Below are 25,998 nucleotides of genomic sequence, written 5' to 3' on the forward strand. Positions count from 1 at the left end.
GGGGGGGGGGCGACAGCCCGGTCTATCGACTTAGGTAGTTAATACACGTAAATAAGAAAATAATATTAATTATTATTTAATCACTTTTTTATACATAAGGCAATTTGACAATAAAAAATTATTACGCAAAGTAAAAAATTCACATGCTATTTAAGATATGAGGCTGCAAATATCGGTAGAACATGGCATTATGCTGGTTGTTTATGTGATAAAAAAACTACAAACTAATAAAAAAATATCATTATAGCGTTTACAATTGTGTAACTAAATGATACGATATTATCGTAATAATAATTTATTATCAATCCGGATTAAGACGTCACCGATAATCGATTATTAATAAAAAATAAAGAAGGTTTAGCATATGTTATCTATTCTTATAGGTGTTGTAATGCTCTTCTTGGTTATTGCTGCGATGAGTTTATTTACGTTTAAAGCTCCTCACGGTAAACAATCAGTGAGTGCATTATCAGGAGCCGCATGTGCCACGTTCTTACCACAAGCGTTTCTAAGTTACGCGATTGGTGAGGTCTTCCATGTTCAATTTGCGGAACAAGTTGGTAATGTCATGGGATCAATGGGTGGCTTAGCTGCTGGTGCTTTAGTGCCATTAGCGTTTGGTATTAGTCCTGTATTTTCTATGATTATCGGAATCTCTTTAATCAAGTTTAAGTTACTTCCTGCATTTATTGCTGCATATTTAATTTCTTTCCTTGTTAAGGAGATCGAAAAACGTGTTACTGGTGGTCTGGATTTAATTGTTGTTATCTTGGTTGCACCATTATTAGCAAATGGGATTGCCATGCTGATTCAACCGGGTGTTATGGCAATTTTGCAAGTAATCGGCGGTTCAATCAAGCAGGCAGAAACAGCAAATCCATGGGTAATGGGTGCAATTCTTGGTGGAATTATTCCGCTAGTTGGTATGACGCCACTATCCTCGATGGTCTTAACAAGTCTAATCAATCTTCTTGGTGTTCCAATGGCAATTGGGGCTCTAGGGTGTACAGGTAATTCATTCCTGAACTTCTCATTCTTCCGTTTGATGAAATTCGGAGATAAAGCAACAACAATTGCGGTAACTATTGAACCATTAACGCAACTAGACATCATTTCTGCAAATCCAATTCCAATTTTTATTACGAATTTATTTGCTGGTGCTGTAAACGGAATTATTGTTACGGCTTTTGGGTTAGTAGTTCATGTTACAGGGATGGCTACACCATGGGCAGGTTTAATTGTTGTGTTTGGAATGAACCCATGGTTGAAGACATTGGAAGCAGTAATTTTAATCTTAATCAATAGTACTATCTGGGCCTATATCGGTCATTGGGTATTTAAGAACTTTAAGATTCATACCGTTTCTGAAATTCGTAAAGGTGACATTGTCAAAGAAAGATAAAAATTTTACTTGTTGAATTAGCAGGAAAAGAGGAACCTACAATGAGTGGAAATTATAGAAGTGTTTTTGATATTATTGGACCAATTATGATTGGGCCTTCGAGTTCACATACTGCAGGAGCTGTTGCTATTGGTCAAGCCGCTAATAAGCTTTTTGGCGGTGTACCTAAAAAGGTTACGGTTCACTATTATGGATCATTTGCTCAGACACACCGTGGACATGGGACAGATTATGCAATTGCTGCAGGGGTAATGGGTTTTGCTACCGATGATCCACGAGTTCCAACTGCTCCAGAAATTGCTCGTGATAACGGAATTGATATCCGTTTTGTGGAAGAATCCGGTGAAAGTCCGATTAATCATCCTAATACTGCTGTTTTGGAAATGTCAGCACCTGGCAAAAATGTACGTATTTCAGGCTGTTCGATTGGTGGAGGGGCTATTGAGATTCGTGACTTTGTATTGGATGGGGTTGAAGTCCAACCATCTGGTCCTTTGCCGATTATCATTTATGTTGATAAAGAAAAAAAGCATGAGAATGCTCTTCCTGTTACAGCTGAGCTTGAAAAGGTTGCTCCATTTAGTCGTAAACAAGTATTACAAGGTAAAAATTGTGATATTTATGAATACGATATTAAAAACTATATGCGTGATGAAGTAATTAAGGAATTAAAGAATAAGTTTGAAAATATTATCTGCTTATAGGTTAAAGGGGAGTGTTCATTATGTACGATAGTATTAAAGAAATCGTTGATGACTCAATGGAATCAGGGAAACCAATCTCAGAATTGATTATTGAACAAGAATGCAAGTCATCGGGTTTGTCACGGCAAGAAGTTTGGGATAAAATGAAGCATAATCTTGAAACGATGCGAGCTGCGGTAAAGAAGGGTTCTGATGGCCAGGGAGTTTTCTCTAAGACAGGACTTACTGGTGGTGAAGCGGTTAAAATTAAAAATTACCGTCAGAATAAGCGTTCTCTTTCGGGCGATGCAATGATGGAGGCAGTCCAAGATGCAATTTCTACTAATGAAGTAAATGCGTCAATGGGGATTGTGTGTGCTACTCCTACTGCTGGATCAGCAGGGACATTACCAGGAATTATTTTTATGCTTGAAAAACGGTTGGAATTAGACGAAGAACAAATGGTTCGCTTCTTATTTGCCGCAGGTGGTCTAGGAATGGTCATTGCTAACCATGCTGGGATTGCAGGAGCAACTGGTGGCTGTCAAGCCGAAGTTGGTAGTGCCTCAGCAATGGGCGCAGCGGCTGCTGTTGAAGTTGCTGGTGGTAATGCTGAGCAGAGTTCACAGGCGCTTGCGATGGCGATTGCTAATCTATTAGGATTAGTTTGTGACCCTATTGCTGGTCTTGTTGAAGTCCCTTGTGTTAAGCGTAATGCTATTGGCGCTGGTAATGCATTGATTTCAGCTGATATGGCATTAGCAGGCTGTGTAAGTAAGATCCCTGCTGATGAATGTATTGAAGCTTTGGATAAAGTTGGTCATGGCTTGCCAGAATCGCTACGTGAAACAGGCCTTGGCGGATTAGCCGGTACACCAACTGGGAAAGCAATTCGTGCAAAAATTTTCGGCGATAAAGCCTAAAATAGGAAAGTAATTATGAGAGATAAACAAGCAATCAAAGACGACATCGTCCAACAGTTATCAACAGTAATTGACCCCGAACTTCATATTGATATTGTTAATTTGGGCCTTGTTTATACAATTGACCTCGATAACGATGGGATATGTTTAATTGAAATGACCTTAACGACAATGGGATGTCCGTTGACTAATGTTTTAGCTGACATGGTGGTTAAAGCAGTTAAGAAGGTGCCCGAAGTAAAAAACGTCGATGTAGAATTCGTTTGGGAACCGGTTTGGACAATTGATCGAATGAGTCGTTTCGCTAAATTATCGCTCGGTGTTCATTGATATTTAAATATTGGATAAAGGGAGAAAAGCTTTTCAATTTTGAAAGGCTTTTTCTTTTTGGAAAGGAAAAGTAATCGAAATATATAAAATTTTTGAAAAAAGTTTAAAAATAGTGGAAAAAGGGTAGTGAAGTTATTTATTATAATAGATAGTTATTTAGACAAGGAGCATGCTTATGGCGAGTGTAGAAACTAATAGTGATGCGCTTGATGTTACTCAAGCCATCAACCAACAAATTATTACAAAAGTAAAGTATTTACGACGCTTTAACGACGCAATTTCAAATCACCGTGATCGGGAAATCTACCAGTTGCTAGATAACCAACGCTATGCTAAAGAAATTGAACATCGCGAGCAGCAGCCAAATGATAAGGGTGTAATGAACTTAGTGGACGACCTGGCTGACCAGTTAAGTAATTACCTCAGTGAAAACTTAATTAAATACTTAGGCAAGACATATCCATTTTTCTATTACGAAGAATATCAGACGGGTCATTACCGGATTTATTTTGGTAATTGGTGGGATCGTCGCCAGTTTGGTGAATTAGATGTGTTAAATGTCCGTTTTTCTTTTGATCAGACGGAATATGAGAAACTGCGCACTGCTTTCGAACTTTCACGTGATAATAAGCGTTATAATAGCGAACGAATTAATAAAATTTCTAGTGAAAATGATCGGCTGCAAGACCTTATTGATCATCAGCGAGAGCGTGAAGAACGCAAAGAAGCACTCCAAGAACAGTTAAAAGATATTAGTTCCCGTTCTGGTATTTGGGAATCAAGCCGAAATAAAGAGAGTCGTCAGGAACTTGTGGAGCAATTGCAAAAGCTGGAAGACCAAGAAGACGAATCTCGTAATGCGGTTCAAACGATCAAAGATAATGAACGCGTTGTATTATCCTTATCTAAGGAAAATACAATTTTGAGTTATGAGCAAAAGAGTATTGTCGATACTTTTGGCAGTTTTGAAGATTTTGAACTAGCCAATCGCAACTTATATGCTAATTACTTAGAAAGCTTAAATGAAACAAACGGAAAGCAGGTGGATAGCGATGAGCAATAATCGAATCGTGACTTCTCCTAGTGAGCGAGTACAAGCGCTTTCTGATTCATTTAAGGATGTCTTAAGCTTAGGACAAAAGTATGTTGACTTACTAGATCGATTAGCGCAGACCAAGGACACTAAGGACCTTCTAGCAGCTACAATAAAGTTAACGAAAATGGATTTAGCAAATGCATTTGTTAACTTTCCTCCGCATTATAAAGCGGCTGATTACTTTTTGATTTTCATGGACCGCCTTTTGAAAATGCATGGGGATACTGCTGTTAATGTTACAGAGAATGAACTAAACCATGAATTTGAAGCGACAATGGCTTCAATCGGTAATGAAGCAATATTTAAATTTGAAATTGATAGTCGCGGTGAGGCTGCCTTTACTGAACAAAGCCAGCATGAACCTTTGTTTTACCTCAGTTTAGAAGATAAGCTAATGCAATTTAACAATCGTGCTTTGGTAAATTACTTCATTATATATGCGCTGAATCAACACACGGATCTTGAGTTGCGAGACGCGGTAAAACCATTGATTGATTTTGCTAAGTATCTGCAACAAGACCTTGATTTTACAATTGACCTCGGTATCCTTGCAACTGCTAATGATCGTCGTTTTATGCTGGATAAACCAGATCTCCCATTGACCGTAATTGACCGTCTATTTGTTGCAACTGCAGATGAAGATTATATGCTAATGAACCTACCGCGTAATAATGGGGCTGAATTAATATTAGATCAGGGTACTAAACTTGATATTGCTTTTGATCCAGATGATTATAGTCAAGAATGGGCCTTTTTAGTTGAAGATCCTGATGAACAGGTTTCATTCTTTGATGTCTTACTTCATTATGAATTAGTTCGTAAATGGTACTTGGCAGACCGCGATTCGCTAGCTGTTAGGACTGATCATATGGAAATAGCCGATGATGAAGAAACGGTGCCTGATAGTAATAGCTTGGCAGAAGACCATTCTGATGATGAAGCAGAAGTAATAGCAGAAAAAGATGATTCAGAAGAAACTGATGAATAATTGTTACTGCTTTTTTGTTGCGGAGGTAAAAGATGTTAGATATTACTAAAATGCTTCACCAAATCATTGACTTAGAATTAAAAATTGACGATGAAAAAGAATTGTTAATTGGCCCGGAAGTACGAAAGCAAACTATTTTTCTTGATCTCGATATTTCCTTATCTGATATGGCTGAAGCCGCTGGCTGGTATAAAGTTATTAATCCAAGTGAAGTGGATGAAAAGAAATTATTAAAAGCGTATGCCGAATCAATGGGGCTATTTCTTCTATTTAGCGCTAAAATGCAATGGACACATTTAGTAGTATTAGATGAGGAAGCTTGGCGTCGTATAACTGATGCGAAAAGGGCGACCAAGTTAGCTGACTTGAATAAATCCTATCTGGCGATTAAACACTTTTTAAGTGATGCATACTTTAATCATCAACAAGAGAGCTATCGTCATGCTTGGCATCTCTTATTAAAAATGGGGATCGTTGACTGGAAATTAACGCCGGAACAAATAGCAAAGGCTTACCAAACAATGATTGATCAATACTAAAATAACATTATGATCACGAAAAGGGTGCGAGATAATTATCATCTCGCACCCTTTTGTTGAACGGAATATAAGATTAAGCTTTTCGATCTCGTAAGTGACTGGTAGTAGCGCCATGTTTGCCACTCTCTTGGTTGTTGAGGCTGCCGAACATGAACTCACCAATTACTGACGCAACCAAAATTAAAACAATAATAAAAAATGGTAGCATAATAATCACCTCAAAAAGCAATCTCTATATACATTATTATTAAATAAGTCCATTTTTGCAATCAATTTGTAACATGAGATGAGCTATTTAATAAAATATTAAAAATTAATAAGAGAACCGCAACTGCGATGGGCCATTATTAGCTTTAAAGATAGAAAAGAGGCTGAGACATTTCCCAACCTTTTTTGTAAGTACACTATGAAAATGGAGCGAGCGAGACTTGAACTCGCAACCCTCGGTTTAGAAGACCGATGCTCTATCCAGTTGAGCTACCGCTCCAGACAGATTTAAGTATATAATTTTAAACTAAACTTTGTCAATAACAAAAAACTGATTATAAATAAATTGTTAATATAAAGCTAGTTATTTCATTGACAAAACGCTTTCATAACAACTATACTTTAAATTAGTAGAAGTACGAAAGCGGAAAGGACTTAAGCTGTATATGGAAGGATGATGATTAAATGGCTGCTAATAAGACAGATCCGCGTGTAATAAAAACACGTAATAGTCTGCGTAAAGCTCTTGTATATCTGATGAGACGTGAAAAGCTTGAAGATATTAGCGTCCAAAAGATTACTGAAACTGCCAACATCACCCGCGGGACCTTCTATCTACACTACAAGGACAAACATGATTTTATTAAATCAGCAATTCAAGAGATTATTGATGATTTCTTCAGCCAAGTAATGATTGATAGTAATTGGTCGAAAGAACAAATGGTGCAGGTATTTTCACTCCGCAAGGCATTTCAGTATATCGAAAACGATGCCGATATTTTTGATGTTCTATTGAATAATGAAAAGAATAACTTCTTTTATGAGCAACTTTATAATCGGCTGGCAAATGAGATGACGCATTTTAATGAGCAGGTTAATAAAAACCAGCAGTTAGAAGTTCCATTAAATTTGCAGATTTCCTTCGTTGATTCAGCGTTTTTAGGATTAGTAAGTCGCTGGTTAGAAGATGGTATGATTTACACCCCACGATACATGACTCAAAGTGTGGCAAAAATGCTGGATCAATTTAGTGGTGACAGTATTTCCTTGGTTAATTTCTTTAACGGTGAAAAAGAAGCGACCTTAGAGGAAATATAACGTTTACCGCAATTTAAGAGGATGGGAAAATAGTTTTTTCCATTCCTTTATTTTTATTTTGCATTAATTAAATCTCTGGGCAAATTAGAGTTGACGAAAAGAGGAATATTTGATATTATACAAACGTTGTATTTGTGAACCAACAACTACAACCGCACGTTACTAAGTTAAAAGCCATTTTAGCTGCTTGGAACGGCGAGTCTTAGATACTAAGGAGGTGCACAAAGTATGTACGCAATTATTGTTACTGGTGGTAAGCAATACAAGGTAGAAGAAGGTGCTTCTATCTACGTTGAAAAGCTTGAAGCTAAGGAAGGTGACAAGGTAACTTTTGATCAAGTTATCTTTGTCGGTGGAGACGACACTAAGATCGGTACTCCTGTAGTTGACGGTGCTTCTGTTGAAGGTACTGTTGACAAGCAAGGTAAGGAAAAGAAGGTTGTTACCTTTAAGTACAAGCCTAAGAAGCACACTCACACTAAGCAAGGTCACCGTCAACCTTACACTAAGGTTACTATTAACAAGATTAACGCTTAATGTGGAGGTGAGGTCATGATTCGAGTGCAATTTTCTCTAGATTCGAATCAGCGGATCACTTCTTTTAAAATGACTGGACATGCTGATTCTGGTCCGTATGGTCAGGATATCGTATGTGCAGCTGTTTCTGCATTATCTATTTCAACGATTAATGGTCTTGAGCAAGTAGTCCATACAAAGCCTGACCTTAATCAAGATAATGTCAATGGTGGCTTTCTCGAAGTTACTAAGCTGGATCTAGGTCATGATAGTCAGATTCTTCTTAGAACTTTGCTAAATGGATTACTTGATATTCAAGAAAGCTACCCAAAAAACATTGAAGTAAAAATGTTTAATTAAAGTTCATTGCTGGAGGTGAACAACTATGATTATGAATTTACAATTCTTCTCCCACCACAAGGGGGGTGGTTCCACTGCTAACGGTCGGAACTCAGCTGGTCGTCGTCTTGGTACAAAGGCTGCTGATGGTTCAATCGTAACTGCTGGATCAATCATCTACCGTCAACGTGGTACTCACATCAACCCAGGTGAAAACGTGGGTCGTGGTGGAGACGATACTTTATACGCTAAGGTAGCCGGTGTTGTTAAATTTGAACGCATGGGTCGTAGCAAGCGTAAGGTATCAGTATACCCAGTTGCTGAATAAGAATAAAAAGGCTTCAATTTTCCTTTTAGGAGAACAGAAGCTTTTTTTATTTTTTAAAATAATTTAGAATTAATACGAAAGCAAAGGAGTATATTTCATATGGATATTATCGAAAAAGGCGAAACGGTAAAAAAGCGGATTATTGCTGCTTGTAAACGAAGTGGTAGAAATCCGCAGGAAGTACAATTGCTTGCTGTTAGTAAAAATCACTCAGCAGATGATATTTTGCAGTTGAATAAATCGGGCTGGACAGATTTCGGTGAAAATTATGTTCAAGAACTGGCTAAAAAGCATGAAGAATTGCCTCAAAGCATTAGTTGGTATATGATAGGCCACTTACAAAGAAACAAGGTTAAATATATTGCTGATTATGTCAAAATGATTCAATCTGTTGATACGGTTAAACTATTACATACTATTGAAAAAGAAGCTAAGAAACATAATCGTCAAATTCCTGTTTTAATTGAAGTGAATGTTGGTGAAGAAGAGAGTAAATTTGGTGTTAGACCAACTTTAGAAGATTGTATGGAACTGGCTGATGAGTGTTTGAAATTACCACATGTGAAATTACGCGGTTTGATGACCAGTGCGCCGTATTTTGAAGATCCTGAGGAAACACGACCTATTTTTCGGAAGGTAAGAGAATTACGAGATGAGATGAATAAGCAAAATAGCCAGTTAAAGTTAGACGTTCTGAGTATGGGAATGACACATGACTTTGAAATTGCAATTGAAGAAGGGGCTACTTGCGTTCGAGTGGGAACGGCGATTTTTGGCCCGCGTGATTATGCTAATCGGCAATATTAAAAGGGAGAAATAATGTCTAGAATTAAGCGATTACAAAAGAAGTTTGATAAGCTGTATATTGATGCTTTTTTAGTTACTAATCCTGAAAACATCTATTATTTAACAGGTTTTCAGCTTACTGCTGGAGATGGTTGTTTATTGATAACACAGGATAATGCAATCATTATTACAGATGATCGTTACCAACTTGCGCTTGAAGAATTTGAGAGTGATGAGGCTGTGGGGATGATTACCCGCGACTACTACGGAACCCTCAATAAAATTTGTCAAGGCATTAAAATAACTGTGCTTGGGTATGAAGATACTCTTTCGTACTATTTATTTGACGTTTTAGATGAAACAATGAGTGCAGATATTGTTCCTTTTCATTATCAGATTGAACAAATGCGCATGGTAAAAGATAGTAGCGAGGTAGAGCTTTTACGGCAGGCAGCCAATTTGCATTCAGCGGGGTATCAGTATGTTTTAGCGAATATTCATCGTGGGATGACTGAACGCCATGTTGCTAATTTACTTGATTTTTGGATGAAAGAACATGGGGCAAGTAGCACATCATTTCCAACCATCGTTGCTAGTGGTAAAAATGCTGCCAAGCCACATGCTACAGCTTCAGAAAAAATAATTGAAGATGGTGATATTGTTACTCTTGATTTTGGCTACTATGTCAATGGTTATACGGCAGATATGACAAGGACATTTGCTGTTGGTTCAATTGATCCAGAATTACGTGATGTGTATCAAATTGTTAATGAAGCGCGTCAAGCAGTTATTGAGGCGGCACATGTTGGTCAACGTGGCGATCAGCTTGACTTAGCCGGGCGACAATTGATTGAAGAGGCAGGCTATGGAGATGAGTTTAATCATGGGATGGGCCATGGAATTGGGTTATCTGTCCATGAGTTACCTGCAAGCTATGGGCCAAATGCTAAGAATGTCAAACTTCGTAATAATGAAGTGATTACCGTTGAACCTGGTATCTATATTCCAGAAATTGGGGGAGTTCGAATTGAAGATGATATCCTTATTACCCATGGTGGTGTTGAAGTTCTAACAGATGCGTCTTCAGAGTTAATCATTGTTGGTGATTAAATGAAACTAGATGAACTGTATAATAATATCAACCAGCAGGGAATATTAGCGATAAAGAATCATCAAGAACAGCTAGACAAGTATTTATTAGCTCCAGAGACAGATCTGCGTCGTGGCTTGACAATAATTAACCCGCTCCCAGCGCACATTCGCCGTAATATTATGTTTTGTATCCAAAAATTGACAACAGTTGAGCCGGTTCAATATTTTTATCCTGCTTCTGATTTGCATATTACCGTAATTGATCTTATTGCGGCGAATAACAAATTTGATCTTCCCGTAGCTGAGAAGGAGAAATATATAGAAGTACTATCGAAAATTGTTGCCCAAGTTAATCCGATTCATTGGAAACTAAAAGGGATTATTGCTAGTCCCGGCGCCTTCTTAGTTAAGGGTTACTACTCTCATGAGTTGCTGGATTTACGTAATTTAATTAGAAAAGAACTTCCAGCAAATAATCTCGTATTACAGGAACGCTACCAGACCATTTCTGGACACGTAACATTTGCTCGGTTTACCAAACCTTTTCACGGGTCGCGGCAACTTCTCGATGTTTTAGCGGAAATGAAAACAATTGATTTAGGACAATTTACGACGAATACACTCGATTTAGTAGTTCATGATTGGTATAATCGTAGTCCACAGCTGATTTCTAAATTGCCGTTACGTTATTAACCAAGTTGTTGCAATTCATGCTGACATAGTGCAAAATAGAAATGATTACTATATAAGAGAAGAAATAAATTGGAGGGCTGACGATGGCTGAAGAATCAAAGATTGTTTTAAGCAGTGAAGATCAATCACTCGGGACAATTCAAATTTCGCCACGAGTTTTAGAAATTATTGCGGGAATTGCCGCAAGTGAAATTGACGGTGTTTCAAAGATGTACGGTTCATTTGCAAATAGCGTAAGTGAACTTTTGGGACGCTCAGATCGCCGACGTGGAGTAAAGCTTTCCAGCAATGATAAAGATATATCGCTTGATGTCGATGTTTATGTTGAATATGGGGTATCTGTACCTAAAGTTGCCGCAATGATTCAAGATAAAGTAAAACAACAAATTAATTTGATGACTGACTTAAAAGTTAAGGAAGTTAATGTTCATATCAAAGGAATTGTAACTTCAAAAGAAGATCAAAAGGTGGATCCAGATGACTTATTTGGTGAACACTTAGATGACGAGGCTGGTGAATAAAATGAGTTTAAACCGACACATGATTCGTGAAGAGGCGTTTCAGGTTCTCTTTGCATTACAATCAGATCCCGAAGCCGACATTCAAACGGTTTATGAAGCAATTCCTCATCATGATGAAAAGCAGATTCCTGCCTACTTAATGACACTTGTAAATGGAGTCCGCGAACACCAAGAGCAACTTGATGAACAAATTAACGGTTTGCTAGCAAGGGGCTGGACGCTTGGTCGTTTAGCAAAACCGGATTTGATAATTTTACGTCTTGCATTGTTTGAGATGCAATATGCAGAAAACGTTCCGGCTGTTGTTGCGATTAATGAAGCGTTAGAATTGACCAAGACTTTTAGCAGTGATAAATCACGAAAGTTTATTAATGGTGCACTTGGTAAGTTTGAAAAACAAGAAAGCCTAAATAATTAAATACATGGAAGGCTTTGTTAAGTAAAGTTATTTATGCCTTTTTACTATTTATTTCAATAACGCGATATGACTAAAGTGAGCAGTCATCCTCGCAGGAGTGGAGAGAAGTTATTATTGACTTTTGTTTCCACTCCCTTTTTATATGTTAAATATCACTGGACGTTTATTATGGTAGAATAAAAATTGGAAAATTAACGAGGAGGAAATCATGGTGGCAACAATTATTGATGGTAAAGCTCTCGCTAAAAAGGTTAATGCGCAGACCCAAGAACGAGTAGCAAAATTAAAAAAACAAAATATAACTCCCGGAATTGCAGTTGTACTTGCCGGCGACGATCCAGCAAGTTTAATTTATACGCGGAATAAACATAAAAAGGCAATCAAATTAGGTATTAACTCAATTTTGAAAAAATTCCCTGCTGATGTTAGTCAGGAAGAACTTCTCGCTGAGATTGATCGATTAAATAATGATGATTCAATTGATGCGATTTTAGTTCAGCAACCGTTGCCAGCCCAGATCGATCCAGAAACGATAACAAGTGCGATTTTACCGGAGAAAGATGTCGATGGATTAAATCCTTTAAATTTAGGGAAATTATATGCTAATCAACGTGGTAACTACCCGGTTGCTTGTACACCACGGGGAATTATGCGAATGCTGACTGAGTATGGGGTTGACTTAGAAGGCCAAAAAGCGGTAATCGTTGGTCGCAGCATTCTAGTAGGGAAGCCATTATTAGCCCTGCTTAATAATGCTAATGCCACGGTTACAATGGCGGGGAGCAAGACTGTGAATCTACCTTCTTTAACCCAAAATGCTGATATTTTAATTGTTGCTACCGGCACTCCTTCTCTTATTAAGCAAACAGATGTAAAACCTGGCGCGGTTGTGATTGATGTTGGAATTAACCGCTTGAGTAATGGTAAATTAGTTGGCGATGTGGACTTTGAAAATGTTAAGGAAAGAGCAAAAGCAATTACGCCAGTACCAGGGGGAGTTGGTCCAATGACGATTGCTACTCTAATGGAGCAAACAGTTGACTTAGCGCAATGGAGGCATCATGGATAGAAGTCGGTATTTAACAGTTAGTGAATTAACTAAATACTTAAAAATGAAATTTGATCGTGACCCATATCTGCACACAGTTTATTTAACCGGTGAACTTTCAAATTTTCGCTTGCGGCAACGTCACCAATATTTTAGCTTAAAAGACGATAACGCTGTAATTGATGCAGTAATGTTTGAACATCAATTCCGAAAAATTAAATTTACCCCAGAACAAGGGATGAAAGTTTGCGTAATAGGACATGTTAGTCTTTACGAGAAGAGTGGCCGCTACCAGATTTACATTGATCAGATGGAACCTGATGGCTTAGGGTCATTATATTTAGCGTTTGAACAACTAAAAAAGAAGTTAAGTGCTGAAGGGCTTTTTAACCTGCCTAAAAAACAAATTTCGATGTTTCCTAAGCGGATTGCGGTAGTAACTAGTATTGATGGTGCAGTTATCCGTGATATTAATACCACAGTTCGTCGGCGCTATCCAATTGCCCAGGTTGTTTTGTACCCAACAGTAGTTCAAGGTGATAAAGCTGCTGCAGATATTGCAAGGCAAATTAAGCGGGCAAATGAGCGGGGAGACTTTGATACTCTTATCATTGGTCGTGGTGGGGGATCATTGGAAGATTTATGGCCGTTTAATGAAGAAATAGTCGCTCGTGCAATTGCCAATAGTAAGATTCCCGTTATTTCATCAGTGGGTCATGAAACAGATACAACAATTGCCGATTTGGTAGCTGATCAGCGTGCAGCAACTCCCACGGCGGCGGCAGAATTAGCTACGCCGATAAAGCTTAATGATGTTTTAATGACGATTAGGGATAATCAAAATCGGTTATTTAATACAATGAGGACACAGATTAACTTCGATCGTCAACAGTTAAATAAACAGTTGCAGAGTTATATTTTCCAGCAACCAACACGGCTATATGAGAATTATGCCCAAAAAGTGGACCAATTAACCCACCAGCTTAACCAATCGGCACAGAATCAAATGAGAGATGCACGGGTTAATGTTGAACGATTAAGTGCGAAGCTAATGAATTATTCACCCCTTCATCGTGTTCAGCAACAACGTCAACTGGTTGGTCAACTTCAAAAGCAGCTTGTTAGTGCAACGGTTGCTAATCAAAATGAAAAAAAGCAGCAAGTTGCAAGCCTCATTAAGCAGCTGGATTCATTGAGTCCGCTAAAAATTATGAGTCGTGGCTATACATATGTTACAAGTGATGAAAAAGTAGTTAACCATGCCCAACAGTTAACGGTCGGGCAAAATGTTCAATTACATTTTGATGATGGTGACGTCCAAGCAGAAATTAAAAAGATAAAGGAGCACTAAAATGGCAACAGAAAAACCAACCTTTGAAGAACAACTAACACAACTGCAAGAAATCGTTAATCATTTAGAGCAAGGAAACGTTCCTTTAGAAGAAGCACTTCAGCAATTTCAAGAAGGAATTAAGCTATCAAAAGAGCTGCAAACAAAGTTAACAACAGCGGAAAAAACATTAGGCCACTTAATTGACGACAATGGCGATGAAAAAGTATATGAAAAACAAAGCGATGATCCAAGCAACAACGGTGGCGGTAACCGCGGATTCGGCAGTGAAGATGAGTAATAGCGAGAGTAGTAAAAAATGATTACTTCAATTCCAGACTTAAAAGAACAAATTGATAATTATTTAGCAAAATTTCTCCCCCAAGATATTGATCAAGATACTTTACGTAATTCGATGGAATATTCAGTGATGGCTGGTGGGAAACGGCTTCGACCGGCCTTAACTTTAGCAACAGTTGAATTACTCGGTGGCACAATAAATGAAGATATTTTGCGGGTAGCAACAGCGTTAGAATTACTTCATACTTATTCTTTGATTCACGATGACTTACCAGCAATGGATAACGATGCATTGCGTCGTGGGAAACCAACCAATCATTGTAAATTTGGTGCTGGCATGGCGACTTTAGCTGGTGATGGCCTGTTAACGTTAGCGTTTCAATGGGTCACGGATAATAATCTTTCCGCTGATATTCGTAGCCGCCTATCATTTGAACTTGCCAAAGCTGCTGGTCCGGCAGGGATGGTTGCTGGTCAAGCGCGTGATATCGAAGGGGAACATCAGCGATTAAGCTTGGAGCAGTTAAGATACTTACATCGGCAAAAAACAGGCGCACTCATTCAGTATGCTGTTCTTGCTGGGGGAATTATAATGGATCAGCCTGCAAAGGTACAGCAAGAATTAGCTGCGTTTGGGGCAAACTATGGATTAGCCTTTCAAATTTATGATGATTTAATGGATGTCCTTGGTACAACTGAACAGATGGGGAAAGCAGTTCATAAGGATGCTGCTGAACAAAAAAATACCTATCCCGGTTTACTCGGAGTAGACGGTGCTAAGAAACAGTTACATAATGCACTTATTGCTGCTACTCAAAGTCAACGACAACTTGAAAAACTAACTAGTAAATCGTTTGCTGGTTACGATGAATTTTTAGCATACTTCAAATAGTAAGGACAAGAAAAATGAAAAAAGAACGTGTAGATGTATTATTAGTTCAACAGGGGCTTTTTAACTCACGTGAGCAAGCAAAACGTGCGGTAATGGCTGGTGAAATTCTTGGTAAAAACAATGAACGGTTAGATAAGCCAGGGCAAAAGATTCCGATAACAACTACTCTTCATATGAAGGGCCATAAAATGCCGTATGTCAGTCGAGGCGGACTAAAATTAGCAAAGGCATTAAAGGTTTTCGATATTTCGGTTAAAGATAAAGTTGTTTTAGATATTGGTTCCTCAACGGGGGGATTTACAGATGTAATGTTGCAAAGTGGCGCAAAACTAAGCTATGCCCTTGACGTTGGTACTAATCAGTTAGTGTGGCAATTGCGAGAGGATCCACGGGTAGTTGTAATGGAGCAAACAAACTTCCGTTATAGCAAGCTCGCTGATTTTACAAGTGGTCAGCCAGAATTTGCCTCAATTGATGTTTCGTTTATTTCCCTCCGCCTTATTTTGCCACCGTTAGCACAAATTCTTAAAATGGGTGGCGAAGTAGTTGCTTTAATTAAGCCGCAGTTTGAAGCTGGAAAGGAACATGTGGGAAAGAATGGTATCATCCATGATCATAAGGTTCATCGGGCAGTATTAGAAAATGTTTTGAATTTTGCTCGTGAAGATCACTTTGATGTTTTAGGATTAGATTACTCGCCAATAAAAGGAGGACAAGGAAATATGGAATTTCTCGTTCATCTTCGTTTGAGTGAAAATCCAGGCATCCTTGCTCAAAATGTTAACATTGATGAAGTTATTGAAGCCGCTGATGAGGATTTAAATCATAAAGAATAAACAAGGGTGACTTTATAAATGAAGAAATCAGAACGACAACAAAAAATTCGTGAAATTATTACCAGTGAGAGCATTGAACGACAAGATGACCTTGTTGAAAGTTTACGTAAAATAGGTTTGACAGTTACACAGGCTACTATTTCACGAGATATCAAAGAAATGCAATTAATTAAGGTTCCCGCAGATAATGGCGGATACCGGTACGGATTACCCACGTACCACCGTCAAGGACACGAAAATCAGTTAGCGTCAACATTACGTGATAGTTTAGAACAACTAAAACGTAATGACTGTTTTTTAGCACTAACAGTTCATCCGGGAAATGGTCCGGTAGTAGCGAGTCTAATTCGTAAAATGGATTTCCCTTCTGTTTTTACAACAATTGGTGATGATGGAAATGTACTGGTAGTATGTATGTCTGCAGAAGCCGCAGTGACATTAGAAGATAAGCTTAATGCAATGCTTGACTAAGTGAGGTGGCTATTTTTGTTACAAGAATTGACAATTGACAATTTAGCGATTATCAAACATCTTACACTAACTTTTGCTAACCAAATGACAGTTTTAACTGGAGAAACAGGTGCTGGTAAATCAATAATTATTGATGCGGTTGGATTATTAGCCGGTGGACGCGGTTCGCAGGAGTTCATTCGTCGTGGTGAAGAAAAATTAAGTTTGCAGGGTCAGTTTGCGATTCCAGACGATCCAGGATTTGATCAGCTGCTTGATTCTTTAGGAATTGATCACGAAGATGGAATCCTAATTGTATCACGGGAGATTCATCGAAATGGGCGTAATACAATTCGCGTTAACGGTCAATTGATTAACACAACTACTCTTCGCCAAATAGGTGCAGGCCTAGTTGATATTCAAGGTCAGAATGAACACCAACAATTAATGCAGCCAGAAACGCACTTGGGGATGTTAGATCAATTTGCCGCTAAAGAGGTTCACCCCCTTTTAGAGCAATATCAGGAAGAATATAAAGCATACTCAAAATTAAAGGCCGCAGTAAATAAAAAGCAAGCTAATGAACAACAGTGGGCCCAGCGATTAGATATGCTTCGTTACCAGGTAAATGAGATTTCAGAAGCTAATTTAAAAGAAAACGAAGAAGATGAATTGATTAGCGAACGTGACCGATTGGAGCATTTTCAACAAATTAATAATGCCCTTCAGTTGGCAGTAACGACTTTTAATGAAAGCGATCAAGCACCGGTTCTTGACCAAGTGGCGACGGTCATGGATGCAATTAGTGCAATTGCAGAATTTGATGATGCTTATGATAATCTTAGCAAGTCGTTAAATGATGCTTATTACGCTTTGCAAGATGTTGCTAATGAAGCTAGTCAGCAGCTGGATATGCTTGAATTTGATGATGAACGGTTAGCACAAATTGAGCAGCGTCTTACGACAATTGGTGACTTAGAGCATAAGTATGGGGATACATTGGCGGATGTCTTAAAGTACTATGCCAAAATAAAAAAAGAACTTGATTCGATGGAAGCAGCTGCCGATTCAAGCAATGATTTGGAACAGCGATTAACTGAAGTAGAGAATAAGCTTCGTGAAACCGGTCGTAAGCTAAGTCAAGTACGACAAAAAGCAGCTCATGAACTAGGTAAAAAAGTTCACCAGCAGCTTAAAGAACTTTATATGGAAAAAGCAGAATTTGAAGTCCATTTTGATAATCCTAGCCATGAGCAATTCACGCCTACTGGAATTGACCAGGTTGAATTCTATATTCGAACTAATCCTGGTGAGTCGATGGGGCCACTGGCTAAAATAGCATCTGGTGGAGAATTATCGCGGGTAATGCTGGCACTAAAAACAATCTTTGCACAAAAAGAAGGTGTCACTAGCATTATTTTTGATGAAGTTGATACTGGGGTTAGTGGACGAGTAGCGCAAGCAATTGCCGATAAAATTAGGTTGATTGCGCAACATTCTCAAGTTTTATGTATTACCCATTTACCACAAGTAGCAGCGGTTGCTCAACATCATTTTCTTATTAAAAAGTCAGTTCATGATGAACGAACTACAACTCGGGTAACACCATTAAAAGAAGATGAAAGAGTGGAAGAACTTGCACGGATGTTGTCAGGAGAAAAGATTACCCAGTTAACTAAAGAACATGCTCAGGAACTGCTTAATATGGCAAAATAAAAAATCAATGTATTCTACTATAAACGGTGGAATACATTGATTTTTTAAATAACTATGTATAAGTCCTATAAGTTCGCAATATAACGAATTTGGTCAAAATTAACAACGTAGCTTACATTTCGATTAGTGATAAGATATCGATCTGTGTCAGCTAATTGAGCAATGTTACCAGTAACGTTAACCGGATAACCATCATTATTAATGGGCATTAGTTGAAACGTTGCCTTAATTTTGTCTTTAATTGCTCGCTTTAAGAATAATTTTCGCTGCTGAGCAGGCTGTGGGGTTAATAATCCCGTTTGATCATCGTTGAGTGATTCTTCAAATAAGTGACGAAGCTTATTACTAATAATTTGTGGCGTAAATTTAAAAAGAGATTTTTGTTCAATTTGCATAATCGCGCCTCCGAACATTCGTTTGATTATAGTATACGAACATACATTCAGAATTGCAAGTAAAAAGCTCAATAATTTTTTGCTGTACATTTGCTTGATTTCGGTTCTAATCTAGTGCATTATAGTAGTAATACGATTAAACAAATAGGAGCGTTATAATGGCAAATCGTGGAATGTTAATTGTGCTTTCTGGTCCTTCAGGGGTCGGCAAAGGGACTGTTCGGAAAGCTATTTTTGATTCAAATGATAATGATTTTCAATATTCTATTTCAATGACAACTAGAAAGCCGCGGCCAGGTGAAGTTAATGGGGTAGACTATTTCTTTGTTAGCAAAGAAGAATTTGAACATCATATTCAAACCGGCGGAATGCTTGAATATGCTAAGTATGTTGACAACTATTACGGTACACCATTAAAATATGTTAATGAAACCTTAGATTCTGGGAAAGATGTGTTCCTAGAGATTGAAGTCAACGGAGCAATGCAAGTCCGATCTAAGTGTCCAGATGGCGTATTTATCTTCTTAACACCACCTGATTTAGATGAATTAAAGCAACGGCTGATTCATCGCGGAACTGATAGTATGGAAGTTATTAACAAGCGTATTCATAAAGCTTTTAGCGAGATCCAAATGATGCAAAACTATGATTATGCGGTTGTTAATGATGAAGTTCCAAAAGCGGTTGAGAAGATCAAGGACATTATCCGTACTGAACGGCTTCGTGTAACACGAGTTATGCCACGTTATCTTGAAATGTTAGGAGATTCCGAAAAATGATTCTATTTCCATCAGTTGATGAATTATTAAAACATATTGACTCACGTTATTCATTAGTAATGCTTGCTAGTAAGCGTGCTAACGAACTTGATGCAGGTGCTGCACCGTTACTTGAACATTATGATTCAAGTAAGTCAGTAGGAAAAGCTCTTGAAGAAATTCTTGCTGGAAAAGTAACGATTGATCCTGATCACACTGAAGATTTACAAGATTAATCAAACTACACAAAGATGACAAAAGGGACTAGAGCAAAACTGCGCTGGTCCTTTTTTGGCTCATAAAAGTCCAGATAATAAAGATAAAATGCTATAATCAACTATGGAAAATAATGAAGCTGAGGTGGAAAAATGACACGGATTGCAGTATATCTTACAGGCAGTATTGCTGCATATAAAGGGGTAGAAGTGGTACGCGGACTTCAAAAGATGGGACATGAAGTTCGCGTAGGGATGACAGATGCTGCTACTAAACTTGTTGCACCTGCCACGCTTTTTGCCTTAACTAAGAAAAAGGTTCTTACTGACCTTTGGGATGAGCATTCGACACCGATTCCGCATATTGAACTGGCAGATTGGTCTGAACTGGCAATCGTTGTTCCAGCATCAGCCGATATTATCGCTAAAATGGCACTTGGCCTTGCTGATGATGCGGTTTCAACAACTTTACTTGCAACGGCAGGACCCAAGATAATTGTTCCTGCGATGAATAACCATATGTGGCAAGCCCCGGCGACACAGCGCAATATTTCGCAGTTGCAACAGGATGGGGTAAATGTCATGCCACCAGCTAGTGGACGGTTAGCGGAAGGATATACTGGTCGGGGAAGACTGCCAGAACCAGCAGCAATCTGCCAATATATAAAAGATTTTTTAGCAGCTAAAAAGATTTTACAAGGTAAAAAAGTAATCGTGACTGCTGGCGGTACTCGAGAAAATATTGACCCAGTTCGTTTTATCGGCAATCGTTCTTCTGGTAAGATGGGAATTGCAATTGCACAGGCTGCCGCTCAAGCAGGAGCAACAGTCAAATTAATTGTCGGCCAAGTTTCAGTTGATCTTCCCCAGTCACCAGCTATTGAAGTTATCAAAATTACTACGACAGAAGATCTTTTTAAGGTTTTGCAAGAGCGCTTTCCAGAGAATGATATATTGATCATGGCGGCAGCAGTGGCTGATTATCGTCCAGTCGATTTTGCGGACCATAAGATTAAAAAGAAAGCAGATGATCCTAACATTACGTTAGAATTGACTGAAACGGTAGACGTGCTAAAGAAAATAGCAAAAACAAAAAAGAAAGACCAGCTTGTAGTGGGCTTTGCGGCTGAAACTAACGATTTGTTAACAAATGCTAATCGTAAACTTGCTAGTAAAAATGCAGATATGATTATTGCTAATAGTGTTGCTGGTAGTGATGGGGCGTTTGGCAATGATGAAAACCAGGTAACGGTTCTGCAGAAAAATCAGCCGCCAATTAGGATGGCGCGTCAATCCAAGAGCAAAGTTGCAACTAAAATTATTGAATTAATTAGTTCAAAGTTAAAGCAAGGTGATTAAATGCCAGAATTGGCCCAAGTAGTTGTTGATGTCCCAACCATGCAAACAAATCAGCCATATACATATCAAATTCCGCCAACATTAGAAAAGCAAATTCAAGTTGGTGTAAGGGTGATTGTCCCGTTTGGCAATGGAAGACGAACAGTTCAAGGGTTCGTTGTGGGAATTGATCAGGAAACAAAGTATGAGGGAAAACTTAAACCGATTCAAGCAATAATGGATTTACAGCCGGTAATTGGTTCTGAATTAATGGAGCTTAGTAAGTGGTTAGCGGATAGCACATATTCTTTTTGGATTTCTTGTCTATATACCATGTTGCCTAGTTTATTAAAAGCTAAGACGACAAGAATTATTCGGATCATTGATGAAGTTGATGAACATGTAGCATTTGATATTTTCCATGGTAAGGATGAATTAGAGATGACTGATGTTCAAGATAATCCAAAAATTTTAAGTGAATTATTAAAACTCCAAAAAGCAGGGAAAATAGCAATTGAATATCAAGTAGAAGACCGCGCTCACGCTAAAACGGTTACTGGAATCCGTCCTAGGCTTAATTTTGAACAATTAGAAGATGAGCGGATTTCACTTCATTCAAATGCCCATGCTCAAAATCGCCTTATCTCATATTTACAGTCATTGAATGGACAGACGGTTAAGTTCAAAGAAGCACAACGGATAACGGGGTTAAAGCCAGCTACCTTCAATCAGGGACAGAAAAAGGGATGGCTAGAAAAAGTACCGATTGAAGTCTACCGGCAACCTTTGGACATGCAGGGGACACCGGATGACCAACATTTAGCAGCCCCGCTTACCCTTAACGCAGATCAGGAAGCAGCGGTTAATAAAATTAATCATGCAATTGACGATCATGCTTCACAAGTTTTTTTACTTCAAGGAGTAACAGGAAGCGGTAAGACAGAAGTATATTTACAATCCATTGCTAATGCCTTGAAACAAGGGAAGACCGCCTTAATGTTAGTTCCTGAGATTTCTTTGACGCCACAAATTGTTAACCGTGTTCGTCGTCGATTTGGTTCTAAAGTAGCAGTGTTACATAGCAGCCTGTCAAATGGTGAACGATACGATGAGTGGCGACGAATTGAACGCGGTGAAGCACAGGTTGTTGTAGGAGCACGTTCCGCAATTTTTGCCCCGTTAAAGAATATTGGGTTAATTGTCTTAGATGAGGAACATGAATCTAGTTATAAGCAGGATGAGTCTCCCCGTTATCATGCGCGTGAAGTTGCAAAATGGCGGGGGAAATACAACCATGCGCCAGTCGTCTTAGGGTCTGCTACTCCTAGCCTTGAGAGCCGTGCACGGGCAGTGAAAAATGTCTATCATCTGCTAAGATTACCGCATCGCGTAAATCAGCAAGTACTTCCACCAATTAATATTGTTGATATGCGTGATGAGGTAAAAAAGTTTGGTGAGAGCAATTTTTCACAAACACTATTAGAAGAACTGGCAGACCGGCTTCAAAAAGGTGAGCAGAGCATTTTAATGTTAAATCGTCGTGGCTTTTCATCATTTATGATGTGTCGTGATTGCGGAGCTGTGTTAAGATGCCCCAACTGTGATATTTCGCTGACTTTACATATGGATACGCGAACGATGAAGTGTCATTATTGTGGTCATGAAGAGCCGATTCCTCATGAATGTCCGAACTGTCATAGCCGTCAGATCCGTTATTATGGAACAGGGACCGAAAAAGTTGAACAAGAATTGCATCGATTATTACCGGGTGCCTGCATTATTAGAATGGATGTTGATACAACACGGCGTAAAGGAATGCATGCTAAATTATTGCGTCAATTTGGTCATCATCAAGCAGACATTTTATTGGGCACTCAAATGATTGCAAAAGGGCTCGATTTTCCTAATGTTACCCTAGTAGGAGTTTTAAATGCCGATACTGGATTAGGATTGCCGGATTTTCGTGCAAGTGAACGGACCTTTGATTTACTGAGTCAGGTTAGCGGACGTGCGGGTCGTGCGAATAAGCAGGGAAAGGTCATTATTCAGACCTACAATCCGGACCATTATGCTATTCAAGATGCTAAAGAGCATAATTATGAAAAGTTCTTTAAGCAAGAAATGATGTTGCGACGGCAGGCAGGGTATCCGCCTTATTATTACACGGTACGGTTAATGGCAAGCCATCCAGAAGAAGCAAAGGCAGCGGGTGCGATGGCCAAAATTTACGAACAGTTAAAAAATGGACTTTCTTCGTCTACTATTATTCTCGGACCAACCCCCCGGGCAATTGCACGAATGAAAAGACGATATTATTATCAAATAGTAATTAAATATAAAAAAGACCCGCACTTACACCAATTATTATTTGATATTCTTCAAAACACTCAGAGTCGCGGGTTTAAAGATGTACAGGTAAGTATAGATCCAGATCCACAATATTTTATGTAAAAGAAAGGATGCATTTTAATGGCAACATCAATCGTTTTTATGGGTACACCAGAATTTGCTGTTCCCATTTTACAAAGTTTAATTGACAATTCAGAGTATGATGTTAAGGCTGTATTAACACAACCAGATCATCATATTGGTCGAAAGAAGACACTTCATAAATCGCCAGTTAAAGAATTGGCCGAGCAAAATAATATTGAAGTTTTACAACCTGCTAAATTGAGCAAGAGCCCAGAAATGGAAAAAATCATCGCCATGAAACCAGACTTGATGATTACGGCTGCATATGGTCAATTTTTACCAACAAAGCTATTAGCGGCGGCCCAAATTGCGGCCATTAATGTTCACGGTTCGCTCCTGCCTAAGTATCGCGGTGGTGCACCAATTCAATATTCAATTATTAATGGCGATAAAGAAACCGGTGTCTCCATTATGTATATGGTGAAGAAGATGGATGCTGGAGATGTATTAGCTCAAAAGGCAATTCCAATTGAGGATAATGATGATAGTGGCACGATGTTTAAGAAGCTTAGTCTGCTAGGTCGTGATTTATTATTGGAAACATTACCAAAGCTAATTAGCGGGGATGTTCATCCGGTTGCGCAAGATCCGGATAAAGTCGTCTTTTCGCCAAATATTACAAGTGAGCAAGAACAGATTGATTATCATTTGCCTGCTCGTTTAATTGATGCGAAGGTTCGTGGATTACGGCCAGCACCACTTGGCAACATGGTTATTGATGGCTTACGGACAAAAATTTACGATGTTACGCCATTAGATGAACAGACAGACCTTGAACCGGGAAAGGCAGTCCGTGTTACTAAACATCAATTGGTGATTGCAGCTGGTGATGGGACAACTTACCAGATTAATAAATTGAAACCAGCGGGTAAGAAGGCAATGGATATTACATCATATCTTAATGGGCATAAAGATATTACCGAGGGAGGACAAGTTGTAAGTGATGACTAAATTTCAGCCACAAAATGCGCGGGAATTAGCATTAGTAGCCTTGGAAGGAGTAGTCGAAAAAGGTGCTTATTCAAACCTGCAAGTAGATCAGCTACTTAAAAAATATCCTTTAGCAGATAAGGACCGTCGATTAGCAACTAATATTATTTATGGAGTATTGCAGCATAAACTAACCCTTGAATATTGGCTGCAATCCTTTGTTAAGGGAAAGCGTCTTGATCCATGGGTTAAAACATTACTTCTTTCTGCTATTTACCAATTTCATTATTTAGAACGAGTACCGGATTGGGCTGTTACTGATGAAAGTATAAAAATTGCAAAACGCCGCGGAAATCCCGGAATTCGTAAATTCGTTACAGGTGTTTTGCATGCCGTTTTAAGAGAAGGATTGCCCGATTTAGGGAAGATTAATAATCCTAATTTGCGGTTGAGTTTGCAAAGCAGTGTTCCGCAGTGGTTAGTAGCTGAGCTTATTACTGAATATGGACAGGAAAAGACGGAAAAGGTTCTCCAATCCATTAATGAACCGGCTCACCAAGTTGTTCGTGTAAACACTGCTAAAACAGACATGGAAACAATAAAAGAAGCATTGGATAAAATGGGCGTTGAGTATCATGAAAGTCAAGTGGCACAAGATGCCCTAGTAATTACTAAGGGTGAAGTTGTTACATCCAGCTTGTTTGAAAGCGGAAAAATCACAATTCAAGATGAAAGTGCAATGCTCGCTGTTGAAAGTATGCACATTAATCCTAACGATAAGGTGCTTGATGCATGTGCTGCCCCCGGTGGTAAAACTGCCCAAATAGCGGAAAAGCTTATTGGCGGTCATGTCGATGCGCTTGATATCCATCAGCATAAGGTTCGGTTGATTGAAAAAAACGTCCAACGCTTGGGAGTAGACGACCGTGTTACTGCTAATGCGCTTGATGCCCGTAAGGTTAACGAATTATTTACTGATGAGAGTTTTGATAAAATTCTTGTTGACGCTCCTTGTAGCGGAATGGGATTACTAAGACGTAAACCCGAAATTCGCTATACCAAGACACTAGATGACAGTAAGAAATTGCATCAAATTCAGTTGTCAATTTTAGATGCAGTCGCTGCAAAAGTAAAAAAAGGCGGTATAATCACATATAGCACGTGCACGATTTTACAACAAGAAAACGATCAAACTGTTCAGGCATTTCTTACTAAGCATCCTGAATTTGAGTTAGTAAAGACAACAACTGCACGTAAGATTAAAGATAATCGTCACTCATTAACTTTAACTATCTTACCGAGTGACTTTAATTCTGATGGCTTCTTTATTAGCAGCCTTAAGAAGGGAATATAGTAGAT

At 38.6% G+C, this 25,998-nt stretch carries 31 protein-coding genes, 1 tRNA gene and 1 other annotated feature; of the genes, 29 read left to right on the forward strand and 3 right to left on the reverse strand.

What is annotated here, in order from left to right:
• Positions 1-364 precede the first annotated feature (364 nt).
• The 7 genes from H5S41_RS10960 to H5S41_RS10990 all read left to right on the forward strand — a co-directional run bounded on the left by H5S41_RS10960 (position 365) and on the right by H5S41_RS10990 (position 5,961).
• Positions 365-1,402 carry a PTS sugar transporter subunit IIC gene (locus H5S41_RS10960; protein WP_259395133.1) on the forward strand — a complete coding sequence of 346 codons (1,038 nt, stop codon included), beginning with the start codon at positions 365-367 and terminating at the stop codon, positions 1,400-1,402.
• 41 nt (positions 1,403-1,443) lie between these two features.
• Positions 1,444-2,106 carry an L-serine ammonia-lyase, iron-sulfur-dependent subunit beta gene (sdaAB, locus tag H5S41_RS10965; RefSeq protein ID WP_182603339.1) on the forward strand — a complete coding sequence of 221 codons (663 nt, stop codon included), beginning with the start codon at positions 1,444-1,446 and terminating at the stop codon, positions 2,104-2,106.
• A 20-nt stretch (positions 2,107-2,126) separates the two neighbouring features.
• On the forward strand, positions 2,127-3,008 hold the full coding sequence (gene sdaAA / locus H5S41_RS10970; RefSeq protein WP_182603340.1) for an L-serine ammonia-lyase, iron-sulfur-dependent, subunit alpha: 882 nt from the start codon (positions 2,127-2,129) through the stop codon (positions 3,006-3,008).
• Between the two features lie 15 nt (positions 3,009-3,023).
• The gene (locus H5S41_RS10975; RefSeq protein WP_163704998.1) at positions 3,024-3,338 is read left to right on the forward strand and encodes a metal-sulfur cluster assembly factor; all 315 of its coding nucleotides are present in this window, start codon (positions 3,024-3,026) and stop codon (positions 3,336-3,338) included.
• A 169-nt stretch (positions 3,339-3,507) separates the two neighbouring features.
• Positions 3,508-4,401 carry an exonuclease SbcC gene (locus tag H5S41_RS10980; RefSeq protein ID WP_375139030.1) on the forward strand — a complete coding sequence of 298 codons (894 nt, stop codon included), beginning with the start codon at positions 3,508-3,510 and terminating at the stop codon, positions 4,399-4,401.
• Positions 4,391-5,422 carry a hypothetical protein gene (locus tag H5S41_RS10985; protein ID WP_182603342.1) on the forward strand — a complete coding sequence of 344 codons (1,032 nt, stop codon included), beginning with the start codon at positions 4,391-4,393 and terminating at the stop codon, positions 5,420-5,422. Before H5S41_RS10980 ends, H5S41_RS10985 begins: the two co-directional genes overlap by 11 nt.
• Positions 5,423-5,454: 32 nt before the next feature.
• Entirely contained in the window at positions 5,455-5,961 is a 507-nt protein-coding gene (locus H5S41_RS10990; RefSeq protein ID WP_182603343.1) for a hypothetical protein, read from the forward strand.
• Between the two features lie 73 nt (positions 5,962-6,034).
• Here H5S41_RS10990 and H5S41_RS12025 read toward each other — a convergent pair whose 3' ends face one another.
• Together H5S41_RS12025 and H5S41_RS10995 are read right to left on the reverse strand one after the other, a co-directional pair.
• Positions 6,035-6,169, reverse strand: a complete 135-nt coding sequence (locus H5S41_RS12025; protein WP_259395134.1) for a hypothetical protein — start codon at positions 6,167-6,169, stop codon at positions 6,035-6,037.
• Between the two features lie 205 nt (positions 6,170-6,374).
• Positions 6,375-6,448: transfer RNA gene (locus tag H5S41_RS10995), tRNA-Arg, on the reverse strand.
• 185 nt (positions 6,449-6,633) lie between these two features.
• On the opposite strand from H5S41_RS10995, the gene H5S41_RS11000 reads away from it, so the two are divergent.
• From H5S41_RS11000 to recN, 16 genes are all read left to right on the forward strand, one after another.
• On the forward strand, positions 6,634-7,266 hold the full coding sequence (locus H5S41_RS11000) for a TetR/AcrR family transcriptional regulator (RefSeq protein WP_182603344.1): 633 nt from the start codon (positions 6,634-6,636) through the stop codon (positions 7,264-7,266).
• Between the two features lie 140 nt (positions 7,267-7,406).
• Positions 7,407-7,479: a sequence feature (ribosomal protein L21 leader region), on the forward strand.
• A gap of 15 nt (positions 7,480-7,494) precedes the next feature.
• Positions 7,495-7,803, forward strand: coding sequence for a 50S ribosomal protein L21 (rplU, locus tag H5S41_RS11005; protein WP_163705001.1), 309 nt, complete (start codon positions 7,495-7,497; stop codon positions 7,801-7,803).
• A gap of 15 nt (positions 7,804-7,818) precedes the next feature.
• Entirely contained in the window at positions 7,819-8,142 is a 324-nt protein-coding gene (locus H5S41_RS11010) for a ribosomal-processing cysteine protease Prp (protein WP_182598739.1), read from the forward strand.
• A gap of 25 nt (positions 8,143-8,167) precedes the next feature.
• Positions 8,168-8,449: a 50S ribosomal protein L27 gene (gene rpmA / locus H5S41_RS11015; protein ID WP_019254008.1), complete on the forward strand. Its 282-nt coding sequence runs from the start codon at positions 8,168-8,170 to the stop codon at positions 8,447-8,449.
• A gap of 99 nt (positions 8,450-8,548) precedes the next feature.
• Entirely contained in the window at positions 8,549-9,256 is a 708-nt protein-coding gene (locus tag H5S41_RS11020; protein WP_182603345.1) for a YggS family pyridoxal phosphate-dependent enzyme, read from the forward strand.
• A 12-nt stretch (positions 9,257-9,268) separates the two neighbouring features.
• The gene (locus H5S41_RS11025) at positions 9,269-10,345 is read left to right on the forward strand and encodes a M24 family metallopeptidase (RefSeq protein WP_182603346.1); all 1,077 of its coding nucleotides are present in this window, start codon (positions 9,269-9,271) and stop codon (positions 10,343-10,345) included.
• Entirely contained in the window at positions 10,346-11,020 is a 675-nt protein-coding gene (locus H5S41_RS11030) for a hypothetical protein (protein WP_182603347.1), read from the forward strand.
• Between the two features lie 83 nt (positions 11,021-11,103).
• Positions 11,104-11,541 (forward strand): Asp23/Gls24 family envelope stress response protein, encoded by a 438-nt coding sequence (locus H5S41_RS11035; protein ID WP_153710703.1) that lies wholly within the window; start codon positions 11,104-11,106, stop codon positions 11,539-11,541.
• A gap of 1 nt (position 11,542) precedes the next feature.
• Positions 11,543-11,959 (forward strand): transcription antitermination factor NusB, encoded by a 417-nt coding sequence (gene nusB / locus H5S41_RS11040; RefSeq protein ID WP_182598735.1) that lies wholly within the window; start codon positions 11,543-11,545, stop codon positions 11,957-11,959.
• A gap of 211 nt (positions 11,960-12,170) precedes the next feature.
• On the forward strand, positions 12,171-13,028 hold the full coding sequence (gene folD / locus H5S41_RS11045) for a bifunctional methylenetetrahydrofolate dehydrogenase/methenyltetrahydrofolate cyclohydrolase FolD (protein WP_182603348.1): 858 nt from the start codon (positions 12,171-12,173) through the stop codon (positions 13,026-13,028).
• Positions 13,021-14,358: an exodeoxyribonuclease VII large subunit gene (gene xseA / locus H5S41_RS11050; protein ID WP_182603349.1), complete on the forward strand. Its 1,338-nt coding sequence runs from the start codon at positions 13,021-13,023 to the stop codon at positions 14,356-14,358. The genes folD and xseA overlap by 8 nt, the downstream gene beginning before the upstream one ends.
• A 1-nt stretch (position 14,359) precedes the next feature.
• Entirely contained in the window at positions 14,360-14,638 is a 279-nt protein-coding gene (locus tag H5S41_RS11055; RefSeq protein WP_153710699.1) for an exodeoxyribonuclease VII small subunit, read from the forward strand.
• An 18-nt stretch (positions 14,639-14,656) separates the two neighbouring features.
• Complete coding sequence (locus H5S41_RS11060) at positions 14,657-15,529, forward strand: polyprenyl synthetase family protein (protein ID WP_182603350.1); 873 nt, start codon at positions 14,657-14,659, stop codon at positions 15,527-15,529.
• A gap of 14 nt (positions 15,530-15,543) precedes the next feature.
• On the forward strand, positions 15,544-16,365 hold the full coding sequence (locus H5S41_RS11065) for a TlyA family RNA methyltransferase (protein WP_182603351.1): 822 nt from the start codon (positions 15,544-15,546) through the stop codon (positions 16,363-16,365).
• A gap of 18 nt (positions 16,366-16,383) precedes the next feature.
• The gene (locus H5S41_RS11070; protein WP_182598731.1) at positions 16,384-16,836 is read left to right on the forward strand and encodes an arginine repressor; all 453 of its coding nucleotides are present in this window, start codon (positions 16,384-16,386) and stop codon (positions 16,834-16,836) included.
• Between the two features lie 15 nt (positions 16,837-16,851).
• A complete protein-coding gene (gene recN, locus H5S41_RS11075; protein WP_182603352.1) occupies positions 16,852-18,531 on the forward strand; it encodes a DNA repair protein RecN in 1,680 nt (559 codons plus the stop codon).
• 65 nt (positions 18,532-18,596) lie between these two features.
• On the opposite strand, the gene H5S41_RS11080 is transcribed toward recN, so the two are convergent.
• Positions 18,597-18,944 carry a hypothetical protein gene (locus H5S41_RS11080; RefSeq protein ID WP_182598790.1) on the reverse strand — a complete coding sequence of 116 codons (348 nt, stop codon included), beginning with the start codon at positions 18,942-18,944 and terminating at the stop codon, positions 18,597-18,599.
• Between the two features lie 140 nt (positions 18,945-19,084).
• Between H5S41_RS11080 and gmk the strand changes: the two genes are divergently transcribed.
• From gmk to rsmB, 6 genes are all read left to right on the forward strand, one after another.
• Positions 19,085-19,705, forward strand: a complete 621-nt coding sequence (gmk, locus tag H5S41_RS11085) for a guanylate kinase (RefSeq protein ID WP_153710694.1) — start codon at positions 19,085-19,087, stop codon at positions 19,703-19,705.
• Positions 19,702-19,920 carry a DNA-directed RNA polymerase subunit omega gene (rpoZ, locus tag H5S41_RS11090; protein ID WP_003663855.1) on the forward strand — a complete coding sequence of 73 codons (219 nt, stop codon included), beginning with the start codon at positions 19,702-19,704 and terminating at the stop codon, positions 19,918-19,920. Before gmk ends, rpoZ begins: the two co-directional genes overlap by 4 nt.
• Positions 19,921-20,052: 132 nt before the next feature.
• Positions 20,053-21,258, forward strand: coding sequence for a bifunctional phosphopantothenoylcysteine decarboxylase/phosphopantothenate--cysteine ligase CoaBC (coaBC, locus tag H5S41_RS11095; RefSeq protein ID WP_182603353.1), 1,206 nt, complete (start codon positions 20,053-20,055; stop codon positions 21,256-21,258).
• Positions 21,259-23,688, forward strand: coding sequence for a primosomal protein N' (priA, locus tag H5S41_RS11100; RefSeq protein ID WP_182603354.1), 2,430 nt, complete (start codon positions 21,259-21,261; stop codon positions 23,686-23,688).
• 18 nt (positions 23,689-23,706) lie between these two features.
• Positions 23,707-24,660, forward strand: coding sequence for a methionyl-tRNA formyltransferase (gene fmt, locus H5S41_RS11105; protein WP_182598727.1), 954 nt, complete (start codon positions 23,707-23,709; stop codon positions 24,658-24,660).
• Positions 24,650-25,993 carry a 16S rRNA (cytosine(967)-C(5))-methyltransferase RsmB gene (gene rsmB / locus H5S41_RS11110; RefSeq protein ID WP_182603355.1) on the forward strand — a complete coding sequence of 448 codons (1,344 nt, stop codon included), beginning with the start codon at positions 24,650-24,652 and terminating at the stop codon, positions 25,991-25,993. Before fmt ends, rsmB begins: the two co-directional genes overlap by 11 nt.
• Positions 25,994-25,998: the final 5 nt, after the last annotated feature.

The organism is Limosilactobacillus albertensis (genome assembly GCF_014145555.1).
In the GTDB taxonomy this organism is placed as follows: Bacteria; Bacillota; Bacilli; order Lactobacillales; family Lactobacillaceae; genus Limosilactobacillus; species Limosilactobacillus albertensis.

What these genes read in the sequence shown, in the direction of transcription:
- H5S41_RS11060 (WP_182603350.1), top strand. Translation starts at nt 14,657, where the DNA reads ATGATTACTTCAATTCCAGACTTAAAAGAACAAATTGATAATTATTTA.
- H5S41_RS11010 (WP_182598739.1), top strand. Translation starts at nt 7,819, where the DNA reads ATGATTCGAGTGCAATTTTCTCTAGATTCGAATCAGCGGATCACTTCT.
- H5S41_RS12025 (WP_259395134.1), bottom strand. Translation starts at nt 6,169, where the DNA reads ATGCTACCATTTTTTATTATTGTTTTAATTTTGGTTGCGTCAGTAATT.
- gmk (WP_153710694.1), top strand. Translation starts at nt 19,085, where the DNA reads ATGGCAAATCGTGGAATGTTAATTGTGCTTTCTGGTCCTTCAGGGGTC.
- H5S41_RS11025 (WP_182603346.1), top strand. Translation starts at nt 9,269, where the DNA reads ATGTCTAGAATTAAGCGATTACAAAAGAAGTTTGATAAGCTGTATATT.
- H5S41_RS11080 (WP_182598790.1), bottom strand. Translation starts at nt 18,944, where the DNA reads ATGTTCGGAGGCGCGATTATGCAAATTGAACAAAAATCTCTTTTTAAA.
- H5S41_RS10985 (WP_182603342.1), top strand. Translation starts at nt 4,391, where the DNA reads ATGAGCAATAATCGAATCGTGACTTCTCCTAGTGAGCGAGTACAAGCG.
- rplU (WP_163705001.1), top strand. Translation starts at nt 7,495, where the DNA reads ATGTACGCAATTATTGTTACTGGTGGTAAGCAATACAAGGTAGAAGAA.
- priA (WP_182603354.1), top strand. Translation starts at nt 21,259, where the DNA reads ATGCCAGAATTGGCCCAAGTAGTTGTTGATGTCCCAACCATGCAAACA.
- fmt (WP_182598727.1), top strand. Translation starts at nt 23,707, where the DNA reads ATGGCAACATCAATCGTTTTTATGGGTACACCAGAATTTGCTGTTCCC.
- H5S41_RS11020 (WP_182603345.1), top strand. Translation starts at nt 8,549, where the DNA reads ATGGATATTATCGAAAAAGGCGAAACGGTAAAAAAGCGGATTATTGCT.
- H5S41_RS11000 (WP_182603344.1), top strand. Translation starts at nt 6,634, where the DNA reads ATGGCTGCTAATAAGACAGATCCGCGTGTAATAAAAACACGTAATAGT.
- H5S41_RS10975 (WP_163704998.1), top strand. Translation starts at nt 3,024, where the DNA reads ATGAGAGATAAACAAGCAATCAAAGACGACATCGTCCAACAGTTATCA.
- H5S41_RS11030 (WP_182603347.1), top strand. Translation starts at nt 10,346, where the DNA reads ATGAAACTAGATGAACTGTATAATAATATCAACCAGCAGGGAATATTA.
- H5S41_RS10990 (WP_182603343.1), top strand. Translation starts at nt 5,455, where the DNA reads ATGTTAGATATTACTAAAATGCTTCACCAAATCATTGACTTAGAATTA.
- H5S41_RS11055 (WP_153710699.1), top strand. Translation starts at nt 14,360, where the DNA reads ATGGCAACAGAAAAACCAACCTTTGAAGAACAACTAACACAACTGCAA.
- sdaAB (WP_182603339.1), top strand. Translation starts at nt 1,444, where the DNA reads ATGAGTGGAAATTATAGAAGTGTTTTTGATATTATTGGACCAATTATG.
- nusB (WP_182598735.1), top strand. Translation starts at nt 11,543, where the DNA reads ATGAGTTTAAACCGACACATGATTCGTGAAGAGGCGTTTCAGGTTCTC.
- H5S41_RS11070 (WP_182598731.1), top strand. Translation starts at nt 16,384, where the DNA reads ATGAAGAAATCAGAACGACAACAAAAAATTCGTGAAATTATTACCAGT.
- rpoZ (WP_003663855.1), top strand. Translation starts at nt 19,702, where the DNA reads ATGATTCTATTTCCATCAGTTGATGAATTATTAAAACATATTGACTCA.
- rpmA (WP_019254008.1), top strand. Translation starts at nt 8,168, where the DNA reads ATGATTATGAATTTACAATTCTTCTCCCACCACAAGGGGGGTGGTTCC.
- H5S41_RS10980 (WP_375139030.1), top strand. Translation starts at nt 3,508, where the DNA reads ATGCTTATGGCGAGTGTAGAAACTAATAGTGATGCGCTTGATGTTACT.
- H5S41_RS10960 (WP_259395133.1), top strand. Translation starts at nt 365, where the DNA reads ATGTTATCTATTCTTATAGGTGTTGTAATGCTCTTCTTGGTTATTGCT.
- H5S41_RS11065 (WP_182603351.1), top strand. Translation starts at nt 15,544, where the DNA reads ATGAAAAAAGAACGTGTAGATGTATTATTAGTTCAACAGGGGCTTTTT.
- sdaAA (WP_182603340.1), top strand. Translation starts at nt 2,127, where the DNA reads ATGTACGATAGTATTAAAGAAATCGTTGATGACTCAATGGAATCAGGG.
- H5S41_RS11035 (WP_153710703.1), top strand. Translation starts at nt 11,104, where the DNA reads ATGGCTGAAGAATCAAAGATTGTTTTAAGCAGTGAAGATCAATCACTC.
- xseA (WP_182603349.1), top strand. Translation starts at nt 13,021, where the DNA reads ATGGATAGAAGTCGGTATTTAACAGTTAGTGAATTAACTAAATACTTA.
- coaBC (WP_182603353.1), top strand. Translation starts at nt 20,053, where the DNA reads ATGACACGGATTGCAGTATATCTTACAGGCAGTATTGCTGCATATAAA.